General features: G+C 51.1%; 8 protein-coding genes and 1 pseudogene. All 9 read right to left on the bottom strand.

Annotated features, from left to right (window positions below; translation table 11 throughout):
* Positions 1-30 precede the first annotated feature (30 nt).
* The 9 genes and pseudogenes from JRI89_01265 to JRI89_01225 all read right to left on the bottom strand — a co-directional run bounded on the left by JRI89_01265 (position 31) and on the right by JRI89_01225 (position 11450).
* Entirely contained in the window at positions 31-1056 is a 1026-nt protein-coding gene (locus JRI89_01265; GenBank protein ID MBW2069861.1) for a hypothetical protein, read from the bottom strand.
* A gap of 1027 nt (positions 1057-2083) precedes the next feature.
* A pseudogene (gene hybB / locus JRI89_01260) lies at positions 2084-3279 on the bottom strand (Ni/Fe-hydrogenase cytochrome b subunit).
* Positions 3276-4229: a 4Fe-4S dicluster domain-containing protein gene (locus JRI89_01255; protein ID MBW2069860.1), complete on the bottom strand. Its 954-nt coding sequence runs from the start codon at positions 4227-4229 to the stop codon at positions 3276-3278. The pseudogene hybB and the gene JRI89_01255 overlap by 4 nt, the downstream one beginning before the upstream one ends.
* Before the next feature lie 420 nt (positions 4230-4649).
* Positions 4650-5099 carry a universal stress protein gene (locus JRI89_01250; protein ID MBW2069859.1) on the bottom strand — a complete coding sequence of 150 codons (450 nt, stop codon included), beginning with the start codon at positions 5097-5099 and terminating at the stop codon, positions 4650-4652.
* Positions 5100-5169: 70 nt separating this feature from the next.
* Positions 5170-6507, bottom strand: a complete 1338-nt coding sequence (locus JRI89_01245) for a porin (protein ID MBW2069858.1) — start codon at positions 6505-6507, stop codon at positions 5170-5172.
* A 214-nt stretch (positions 6508-6721) separates the two neighbouring features.
* Complete coding sequence (locus JRI89_01240) at positions 6722-7522, bottom strand: sulfite exporter TauE/SafE family protein (protein ID MBW2069857.1); 801 nt, start codon at positions 7520-7522, stop codon at positions 6722-6724.
* 32 nt (positions 7523-7554) lie between these two features.
* The gene (locus tag JRI89_01235) at positions 7555-7953 is read right to left on the bottom strand and encodes a rhodanese-like domain-containing protein (GenBank protein MBW2069856.1); all 399 of its coding nucleotides are present in this window, start codon (positions 7951-7953) and stop codon (positions 7555-7557) included.
* Positions 7954-8374: 421 nt separating this feature from the next.
* Complete coding sequence (locus JRI89_01230) at positions 8375-8908, bottom strand: cyclic nucleotide-binding domain-containing protein (GenBank protein ID MBW2069855.1); 534 nt, start codon at positions 8906-8908, stop codon at positions 8375-8377.
* Positions 8886-11450 (bottom strand): ABC transporter ATP-binding protein/permease, encoded by a 2565-nt coding sequence (locus JRI89_01225; GenBank protein ID MBW2069854.1) that lies wholly within the window; start codon positions 11448-11450, stop codon positions 8886-8888. Before JRI89_01225 ends, JRI89_01230 begins: the two co-directional genes overlap by 23 nt.
* Positions 11451-11715: the final 265 nt, after the last annotated feature.

Here is an 11715-nt window from a genome sequence, read left to right as displayed (position 1 = left end):
ATCATCTACCAGCTGAAATTACTGCCGGCACTATCTTCGTTTTTTCTGGACAACAGTTGTGCTGAGGGGAAGTTTTCTGAAGCGCCCCCCTGTCTCAATGGGATCGCCCGCATAGCCAAGGGCTTTGAAATTGAGATAATCTGTCTGTCCTACAAGCGCGGCTACATCTCTGCCCTTCTCGAGTAGCAGTTTGAAATCCATCCCCTGAGTGGCCAGCTTCTTGAAATCCACGCCAGGCTCCGGTTTATGACACCTGGCACAATACGGTGCCCTGGCAAGTGTCGGGTGGCACTGGGCACAGGACAGCGCCCGCTCTTTCGGCACTACCTCGTGCGTCAGCCCCCAGTACATGACAGTATCCACAAACTCATACTTGCCGCTGTAGTCCAGGCCAGCATAGCGCATACCGTTTCTGGCAGCCCTGTCCCAATCCCAGTGCTTCCAGAAGCCCTTCCAGAGTTGCGGCGCAATCAGGTACTTGTTCACAGCATCGCTTATCTGTCTGCCCCGATGGATCTTGAAGGGATATATTCTCGAGGCAGGATCACTGATATCCCCCACCGGCTTTGTCAGCTGAGTCACACCATTTGCGTTGATCCTATCTCCCAGAATATAGCGCTTTACCGTGCCATTGTACCAGAAGTAGGATGGCTTTGCTGCCTCCTGCCACTTGAAACTGCCCTTTTTCTTTTTGAAGGTGGGCATGCCATATTTGTCTTTATGATGCGGCAAATCTTTGCCTGCAGTTGACCAATCCCAATAGACTTTCGTGGGCTTGCACTTGGAGTAGACCGGGATGTGGCACGTCTGACAGGCCACATGCTTGCTGTGCCTGTTCAGGTGATAGGCCTTGAGGCTGTCTGCTAAATGGGGTCTGTCTGTGTGGCAGTATTCACAGGAAAGGTCCCCCTCTGCTACTGGCACCGAGATGCTGCGGCCAGAAATCATGTGGTTGCGAGTTTTGTGGCAATCCTGGCAGCGGAAATTCATTCCCTTGCCGTCCACCCCCATGTGAACGTCGCAGTTGCCGGAAGGCTTGGTGAGAATAGAGTTCATATCACCGTGCTTTACTGCGTCACCGCCCCCACCCCTGAAGTGACAGTTGTTGCCGCAGGTAGCCCGACTGGGCCTGTACCAGGTCCACGTCTTTCTTGGGGAAACCCGCCCCAGGTGGCGCCTTCTTGTATGTGCCAGTGGTGTCATGGCAGACCAGGCAATCGATCTTGCTCATATCGCTGAAGTCGAAATGCTTCTCTTTCCAACCATAGCCGATATGGCAACTGGTGCATCTGGGCCAGTTGCCATTGAGATTGATGCAGAAATTATTTATTGTTTTGCTGCTCTTGCCCAGATCAATATGCTTCTCGTAGCCAACCGTATACGGTGAGGGTCCCTGCCACTTCCAGTGAGAGGTCTTGAGAATGGCTTTTCCTTCCGTCTCGTGGCAGGAAAGACAGGTCTTGGTAACAGTGACCGCATCAACCGTGGTGCCTTGCAACTGCACCAGTTTGCTATGATCAGGCACCTTTTTGGCATGACAGGAGAGACAATCAGTGGGGGCCCGGGTGTCCAGGGTCCGGGCGATGGGGCCTCTTACCATGGCACTGTAAACCACAGGGCCGCGGACGTGTGGCACCTGTTCGGCCTCTCTGTGACACTCGATGCAGAGCCGATGGTATGCCCCTTTCAGGCCGGGTATTTCCGGATGCTCCCTGTTGAAGGGTCGATTATGGCAGCCACTGCAACCAACAGGCATTTTTTTCATTTCTTTGAGCTTTTCCAGTGAAACCGGCTCACCAATTTTGTCACTGTCATTCTTTGGCAGCCGATGATGACATATGGTGCAATCTTTCAGGACATTGGCATGCTTGCTGTGCATGAAACGCACTGATTCATAAAGATCAGAATAGCTGTTGATTATCTGATTGTTCAGAACCCAGACTTTAGGGGCCTCAGCAATTGAGGGAAACTCCTGCCTGGTGACTGACATGATGCTTTTGGGTATGGAGGAATTTTCGCTGGCTAGCGCTTGAGTGCGGCCCCAAAGCAGTGCTGAGATTCCCAGCAGCAAGAGCACCGCCGTGGACATCTTTCTGGGTCGTTCGCCCAACACAGGAAAGACGAATACGAAAACCCGATAAAGAAACATCAGGGCGGCAACAAAACCAACGCTTATGGCCACCTCGCCCACGGAGGGGAAGTAAGATTTGATCACATAAGGTGGTGTATAGCTCACCACAAAGACATTTATCCGATTCAACACCACTCCTAGAACATAGATGGTGGAAGCAAAAAAGAGCCAGCCAGGCGAATGACGGATCTTCTTGAACAGAAGAAGCACAAAGGGCAGGGCCACAGCTCTACAAGGAAGGCATTGCTCTGCACGCTGCCGTCAAAGAGATAGACGTAGGTGCCGCGCACCAACATATCACCGATCTTCACGGCCAGATAAATTCCTATGAGCACAGGCATATACCTGGCTAAGGGTGTGAGCACCTGCATTTCTGGTTGGCGATCAAATGACTTGGACACGATAATGGACTCGAAGATTACCATGGGATAGCCTGCAGCCAGGGCTGACAAAAGAAACAGCAACGGCAGGATAGGCGTATACCACAGGGGGTGAACCTTGTAGGGAGCAATCAGCATGAGAGAGCCGAGCCCAGATTGATGCATGCAGGAAAGTACGATGCCGGCAATGATAAAGAGGAACATGACCTTGCCGAGGGTCCTGTCCGCAAAAGCCAGGAGCGCTTCCACCGCCTGGTTGAACCGGGCCAGGGGCCCCGGCAAATTCACCTTTCCTTTGAAGCGCTCCACCACTATAGGAAGAAATTCAATATATAGAACGTTTGAATATATCATCACGCAAACAGCCACTTCGAAGAGGACCGAATTGCCGTTGTGGTTAAAAATTGGACTGGTAATGTTCCAGTAGCGCCCAATGTCCACCAAAAGCGCCAGCACCACAAATGTATAACCCAACATGGCAGTGAGCAGGGCCGGACGAATTACTGCATGAAACTCACGCCGGTTGAAGACATAAGCGATGGCGCCTGTGGTGAAACCTCCAGCGGCCAGGGCCACCCCTGACGCCACATCCACTGCGATCCAGATACCCCAAGGGAACTGGTTGTTCAAATTAGAAACCGCACCGATACCGTACAGGAAGCGAGCAATAGCAAAGGCGAATCCCATAGCCATGAAGGCAAGCATTACCATGACACCTGGTGTGAGGAACTTCTCTTGCACTGGCGCGGCCCTTTCATGTGAGTTCATGAAGCGCCTCCTTGCTGCTCCGAGGAATTACTGCTCTTTTTGGTTTCATCCTTGTACTTGCCATAAAATCCCGTGGCCCACATTATGCCGCCGAGCAAGACATACAGCCCTACGGGCGCTGCAAAATAACGGAACAGTCCATGCTGGATCGTTTCAGTCAAACGCGGCGGCGGCTTGGTTCCAAGCCTGGGAAAGCCAATGGTTTCAAAGGGTTCAGACGCCAAGTAGAGCCACGAGGTTCCGCCCACCTCCTGCTCTCCATATATGTGATCCACATACTTGCCAGGATTTTCCTTCATCTTCCAGCGCGCTAGCTGCAAGAGCTCAGATCTCCTGCCAAAGGTGATAGCCTCCATGGGACACACCTGGGCGCATGCCGGCAGACCACCATCTTTGACCTGTGCAAAGCAGAAAGTGCATTTCCTCACTTCAGGAGTAAGGGGATTGTGATATTCATATGCTGGTATTTGAAATGGACAGGCGACCATGCAGTAGCGACACCCTATGCACTTGCTCACGTCATAGACTACGGGGCCCTGCGGCACCTTGTGCAATGCTCCCACAATGCAGGCCGACGCACAGGATGGATCATTGCAGTGCATACACTGAAATTTCACGTAGACAGGCCGTTTGCGCCAGGTGAGAGAGCCAATGTGTTGAGGGTAGTACTTGTTTACCACGGTGTAAGAGTTCTCATTTGGACGGCGGGGACTCTCGAGCACGGTCATCTCTTCAAAAGACTCAGCAGGCTTGGCAAGCTTGTTCCTTGCATTGCATGCCTCCTCACACTTGCGGCAGCCCACACACACAGTGGTATCAACCAGACATGCCAGGGTCTCGGCTGATTGCTTCGGAGGCACAGCTGCCAGAGCGCCGCCCGGGGTATTGAGGGCCTTGACGCCGGCCGCAGCTCCGATGATCTTGAAAAAACTCCTCCTGCCAATATTCACCAGAACCCTCCTCCTTATCTTCTATTTGGCACCAGTACCCACCCTTGGACAGTCTCGCGAGCAAACTCCTCCACTTTGTTCGTCCAACAAATCATCACCTCACCATTTTTTTAGAGTTCCTGCTCTGTAGGTTCGATACACGCCTGGACGGCAGTGCCTTGCCTCGGAAATTTTGTCTGGCCAAGAAACAGCAATATATATGCCTGAACAGATGCGATCTGTTAGAGGAAGTTAACTGTGTGATTTTTAAAGGATTATATAAAACTGGAGTAAATGGGTGTTAATTAACATCTGTTCACGATGGACTTTACACGAAGAAGCAGTATGGAATGGCAATTGGCCTCTCAGGCTGGTTGGCAAGGCAGAAGAAGTACTTTAGAGAACAAAATTGAATATGCACAACGAAGAGGGAAATGCACCCTACCGATGAATTTCGCACGGTACCACAGTGACCGGGCAGGGGGCCCATTGCAGCAGGGCGAGGGCAACCTCGCCCAGCCTGGTTGGCGACGGCCTGTCGCGCCTGGTGTGGCAGCCCACAACAATAAAATCCGCCCCGATGCTGTCGGCCAGCTTGGCTGTTTCCATGGCCGGATCACCCTCCCAGCAGTTGAAGGCGTAATCCTTGAAACCTTCGAGACGCGGCAGGTATCTTTCCTGGAACTCCTTTTCGGCCGCTTTAGTTATCTCGGCAATTTCATCCTCTGTTATCTCCGGCTGCCGCAAACGGTGATCCAGCACATGGAGGATATGCAGGCGCGCCTGACAGCATTTCGCCAGCCGCAATGCCGTGGCAAAGGCATTGTCGGTTACGTGGGAAAATTTCAATGGCAGCAGTATTCGTCGAACTCTGTAAGTCGATTCACTCACGCCTTCATCCCCGGCCACAAATAGCTTCTTTATTGAATAAAGCTAGAATGGCATATAGTCCTTGTCAAGACTAAAGATTAATTTGGAATCTTGACTGATATATGTTGGTATCGCCCACATGATCGAGGTCGGCGTGGATGTAGTTGAACATGATCCGAACACTCGGGTTGAGATACCAGTTGAGCCCGGCTGTGATGTCTGACAGTTTGCCGCCTTCCACATCCTCGTCATCCAAGTCCATGTGCGAGTACCGCAAGGCCACTTCCCAGGCGCCCCAACCGCCGCCGTGGAGCTGAAAATTCTTCTTCGGTCTTATTCGCGAGAAGGCTCCATGCGAGGTGCTGTAAGAACGATGTTCACCCGTAAGAAAATAGCTGCCATAAATGTAGTAGCCGTCGAAATCAAGGCTACTCCCTTGTTTGGGATCCACATGGCTGTAGATGTATTCACCCTGAAAAGACAGTGGACCAAAAACCACTGCTGCTGCAGGCGCCAGTAAATCGACATCGTCCGCTAGAATGCTGCCGGTGTCCACAAAGCGCTCGCTAGTAAGCTGAGTTTCAGGACGCGAACGGAATCTCACGGTGCCACCTTTGTCCACGAACTTGTGACTGTATGAAAGTCCCAGATGCAAAAGCCTAGACCCTTTATCTCGGTACCATGGCAAACCTGTTACCCGGGCAGTTACATTATAGTTCTCAGGATTCCCCAGACCGCTGCCCTGATTATCAGTTTCCCTGAAGCCGCCTACTGCCCAGGTCATGCGTCGGTCAAGCACTGTGTTGTTCAAACCCAGGCCCGTGTTGCGGTCAGGAACAAAACCGTTCGGCAAGGCCCTTTCCATAAAAGTCACGTAGTTGCCGCTAATTATTTCCTCTAAAGAAAACGGTTCCTTTTGATGGCCGATCCGCAAGGTGCCCACATAGGGAAGTCCACGCATGCCCACATAAACGTCTTTGAATTTCGTCTCCCCGGAAGTGAAATCATATTCTGACTTGAGCATAATGTCATGGTAGATTGTAGCCTCGAAAGACAGCCGTGCTCGGCGGAAATTGACACCGCTGCCGAACTGGTTGTCAAAAAATTTCTTTACATCATGATCTGTATCAACCTCACCTGCGTCAACATTAATTCTGCCACCGATTTTGGCGGTAAACTTCCGGTCGGCACTCTCGAAAGCCAAGCCATTTTTCCAGTAACCATACATAGGTATCGCTACCTTTGTTTTTTTTGCCGCAGCTGTCTCTTCTCCTTTTGTCGCATGAGGCTCTTGTTTGCCAATCTCTTTCCCTTGCCTAGTTTCTCCCCTTTTTGCCTCCTCCGCTTGTGCCTTTTGCAGGAGTTCATGGTATTGTTCTTCACTGATCTGGCCCTGACTTCGAAGAACATCCAGGATTTCCTCAACCACGCTTTTCTCCTGTGCCACTGCAATTGAGCAGCACAGACCCAAAACTGCCATAGCTGTCACAATGAGTATCAAACCCCGGCGCCACATGGAAAACCTCCTCTCTCAGTTTGAGACGGATTTTTCTGTCAACCACACACAAGCTGCATTCATTCCACTGTTTTCCTCAATCACCCCTTTCCCGTATATATTGCAGCCTAAAAAACCAAGCCTTCTTTTATCTATTATAGAACGCATTGACCAACATAAAAAGAGCGGCCAATAGCGTCGTATAAGCAAAGAGCATCTTAAGGCTCTTTGGCTTCGTCTTGAGGGCGAATTTTCCACCTAGAATGCCGCCAATTATGGTCACCGCAGCTAAAGGTATGGCCCATTTAGGATTAAAGTCGCCCTGAGCCGCGTGGCCGAGAAAGCCCATCAGGGCTGTGGCTCCGATCAAAGAAGAGGCCGTACCAACAGCAGTACGCATGGGCACCTGGCAGGCCAGTACCATTAATGGCACCAGAAAAGATCCCCCTGAGACCCCAACCATACCTGAGCCAAAACCGGACAGCACTATAATGGGCACCGCCACCCATAGATTGACCAGATAGGTCTCACCCGCCGACTTGAGGCGCCAGTGGCCAAGGCTTGTCTTCACCGCTGGTTGGTCGGTCCTCTCCCGCACTGGAAAGAGCATCAGCATGCCGGCAAGCGCCAGCATTGCAGAAAATATCAGCTTCAAGGTAAAGCCAGTGAACCAGTGCGAAAGATAACCGCCGCCCAGAGCAGCCAGGGCCGTTAGCGGGCCGATAAACAGAGCGAGAGGCCAGGAAACGACCTTATGTTTTTGAAAGATGATAAGGGCTGCAAAGGCAGTCATGAAAAGAATGAACTGTCCGGTGGTGGCAGCCTGATGCATGGGAACACCGGCAAGGACCAATGTCAGCACATAAAAATTGCCGCCGCCTCTGCCTGCCATGGTCATGACTATTGCCAGAACAAAGATGATTCCTGCAACTATAATGAGCTTTAACATGTGTAGTTCTCCCTCGCAGCAGACCAAACATACTAGCCAATTTTTTTCGACTGCACCTGTGTCCACACCTTTCCAGGCAGTATGGCCTCGGTGAGTCCTGCATAGCCCCCTTCGACTATTCGCACCTGAGTGAACCCCTTGCTGAGAAGATAGACATATGCCATGGTTGAGCGGACGTTTGCCGGACAAAACACACCAATGAATTTGTCCCTGGGCAGCTCTGCCAATCTGTGGCTCAGTTCATTGATAGGAATGTGTTTGGCAATAATACCGGCATGGTGTTTCAAGCTTATGGAGATCGTTTCTGCTTCTTCTCTGGAGCGCAAGTCTAGAAACACCGCATTTTCTTTTTCCAGCATTTTATCGGCAGAGATTTTATGGCTGCCAGTGCCAAAGAACTCCAGAGTCATGTTTTTCAACACTTCATCCATTTTCCTCCTCCTTCACAAAGTATTTGGTTATATGTCGTCTTCCTGTCTCTCTTCACGAAAATGCACATCTCCTCTCATTTGCGCGATCCTTTGTCCTGGGGCAATAGTCATACCACCTGAGGGGGCTGCAAGAACTATATTTAGTTTACTACGAAATACAGTATGTTATGGGTAGTAAAGCGCAGTTTACCGACAAAAATTCCCACTACGTTGTTTCAAAAAATGAAACTGTCTTACAAAGCGTCTCACCCTGACATTTCAAGGCGCCACCTGTTTCCTCTCTTCCACATCACTGGTGGCCTAGTGATTCCCTCTGATAAAGCTAACCTTTTTCATGTGACCGCTGGGAAGAAACTTGTTTGCAACCCAGCTTTACCCACTGGACTGCTCAGCCCGCGCAACCAGAAATTCAATGTTATTGTTAATCAACGCTCATGTTGCCGTACTCAGAATACTTGCTGCATTCCTCCAATACTCTCGCCTGCATCTTTACCACGCGGTTGACCATTACCTCCAATACCTTGATCCCCACCTCCGGAAATTGCTTGAGCAGTCTGCGAAAACTCTCTCGGTCCAGGGTCAGACACTCCACAGTAGTAAGAGCCCTGGCTGAAAACAGTCTCCTGATGTCCGCCAGCAAAGCCAGACCTCCAAAGAAATCTCCCTCTTTCAGCACCTGCAGTTCAACCGTGCGATCAGGGTATTCTCTGAGTAATTGAGCAGTGCCAGAAACCAGAATATAACCCCTGGAGTCAGGTTCATCCTGGCGAAACAAGAAAGTTCCCTGGCGATAGCAGAGCCGCCTGCTCAGGTAGGCATAGAGTCTGAGGGTTTCAAGAGGAACCACTGAAAAGGCAGGGACATTGCGCAGCACCTGCAGGTCTTTCTCGAGCTCGCTTTTTTCGCCGTCCGCTGCTGCTCTTGTTTGACTCTCAGTTTCCTTGAACGAGTTCATAAAATGCTCCTTTGCGGGCCATCAGATCCTTATATGTGCCTATTTCTGCTATTTTGCCTGTTTTCAACAGGACAATCTGGTCGTAATCTTGCACCATGTCCAGACGATGGACCACAGCAACCACCGTAGTCTTCCCTCGCAGTTGTGTCTTCAGCAATTCCTGGACTCTCGCCTGCGAAGTGTTGTCCAGGCTCGCTGTGGCCTCATCGAGTATGAGAATGTGGGGGTCCTTCAAAAGGCCACGCGCCAGGGCAATCTTCTGCTTCTGCCCCCCGGAAAGACGATCTCCCTTGCTGCCCACCTGGAAGTCGAGGCCGAGATCTAGAATCTTCTCCAGAAGGTTCTCCTCTTCCAGCAGTTGCACAACCAGCCGCTGCACCTCTTCTAGGGCATCCGGTTGATCACGCTTTACCCGACCGAAGAGTACATTGTTCAGAATACTCTGCCCATAAAGGAACTCGAACGGACAGTAGAACATAAAATCAGGGGAAGCTTGTCTTTTCTCCGGGTCCATCAGTTCCGGATGGCTCATGCCGTCTATGCCCAGGTAGCATCTACTCAGATCCTGCTTGCCAATGTTGGCGATAAACTGCAGGCGCGCTGCCAGAATGCGCTTCTCCAGTTCTTCGGACAGGGCCACCATTTTATGGCGTGCAGGGGTAAAATGGAGAGCCAGCAAGAGCAGCAGCCTTTCATCTTCTGATGAGAGCGGTTGTTTTCCTTCACGCGTCAACCGATCCACCAGCTGACTGTACCTGGGAAGCTGTTCTCGGGGTATGGGGCTTGCCTCAAAAAAGAAGGCGTCATCGCCCAGGTCTCGCAGCAGTAACACTGTCTGCTTGGCCAGATTTATACCGAGGCTTAGCAGTGGCTCAATGAGCTCCACTTCCGAGAGAAAATTCCGAAAAACCTGATTGGTAGGTAATCGCTCGAATTCAAAATCTTCTCGCAAGGGCTCTCCAAAAAGAATGTTGCGGCGGACGCTGCACTCCCGCATATACTGGTGCAGATCAAAAAATTCCACCTGCTGGGCCAGCGCCTCAGCCCAGCGCTGGTGAAACAGGAGCCGTACTTTGATGAGACGGCTCACCAGGTCCCGATCATACTCATGGGACAATACGGTGTTGAGCCCAAAGCGCAGCACATCATCAGCAAGGCCCACCTGATGGACGAGTTCCAGCACCCTATTATAATCAGGCAGTGCCCTGGCGCTCCCCGCTTCTGCCAGCACGAGTGCCTGGCAGCCATAAAGAAGATTCTCGCGGATGGTGCCTTCGAAAATAAAGGGAAACTGGCTGATGTAGCCCACGTTCTCATTCACATCCAGTTTGCTCAGCCCCTTCAGTTCTGTGCCGTCAATGAGCACGTGCCCGCGATGGTACGAATAGAGTTGCCCAAGGATCATGGCCAGGGTGCTCTTGCCGCTGCCAGAAAATCCCACTACTGCCAGCTGTTCTCCCGGCTGCACGGACAGGGAAACTCCTTCCAGCAGTGTGGTGTTTTCGTCTACCAGGTAACTGAGATCTTGCACCTCTATGGCGCCCTGGAGTTCATAGGGCTTGCGGCCTGTCGGCTTCAGAACAAATTCGGGTCGTCCCTCGAAGTACTCCATAACACGGCGATATCGCACCCGGCTGTCCTGAAAGGCCTGATAGTAATCCATGAGCTCCTTCCATGGATCATAGAGCTTTTCATAGGCAGAGAGAAACGCCACCAGGGCGCCAAGGTCAAAGCGTCCTTCGATGGCGAGGTAACCACCGAGCAGGAAAAGAATGAAAGGGCCCATATTCTGGAAAAAGTTGTTGGTGAACTTGATGCCAAACTTGTAGATGTTCATCCGGTGCCGTAGATTGAAGAGTCTGGCTGCCTGGCGGCCAAATTTCTCGTTCTCAATCGGGTAACTGCCATTGCCGTGAACCTCGTGGATGCCGGAGACAGCTTCACCGATCACATTGCTGAATAGTCTGGTTGTATCCACGCGGTCGCGATTTAGTTCATTGAAACGTTTCTGCAGCACTGGGATCACTAGAATCTCCAGCGGATAGATTGACAGGCTCACCACTGCCAGCAGAGGATTGAGGTGCAGCATATAGCCGGCAAAGGCAAGAAGGGTAAGCCCATTGATTATTGGCACGGCCAGGGCACTTCCCAGAAAGACACCCACCGAGGCAAGCTCTGAAGTTAGCGAACTGATCACCATGCCAGCCGGTGTTTTGCGAAAAAAGGGAAGTGGCAGCTGGAGAATGTGATCGTATAGTTGGGTGCGCATTTCGAAAAGCACTTTTTGACCAATATAGCCTTGCAGTACATTGATTACATATTTCAGCAATCCTGCCAGTACCACTGCCGCCAGGTAAAAGCCGCAGTATATGAAAAGGGCGTGAAGATCCTCCAGGCCAATGGCAGTGTTGACTATGCGCTTCTGCATTTCCAGGGGCAAGACACGTAAGAACACCGCCACCACAATAAGCAAGACAAGTAGCCCCTGAAGCCCACGATTATATTTCAGCGCCCAGGAAAAGAGGGGTCTCTCGGTTATCATCATGCTGTACTCCCAGATTTTCTATGCGGATAGATTTTGCTGAATCTTGGGGCAATTTACTCTCTAGCACATCTCAGATGTTAATTGAATCTGAAAGACAAGTCATAGTAGCAGCAAGGTATTTTCCACAGCCAGCAGAGAGGCGCCGGGGGTACAGGAAAAAATTGCTGGAAACCTCAGACGTTACTCAAGCAGCCTCTGTGAAGAGAAAAGGCTTGAAAGGGCTTTGGCAATGGATTACAAAGCACTTATTGAAAAGATTAAA

The organism is Deltaproteobacteria bacterium, from assembly GCA_019309045.1.
Lineage (GTDB): Bacteria > Desulfobacterota > Syntrophobacteria > BM002 > BM002 > JAFDGZ01.
The sequence above is the reverse complement of the archived record's forward strand: the minus strand, read 5'-3'. Positions and strand labels throughout refer to the sequence as shown.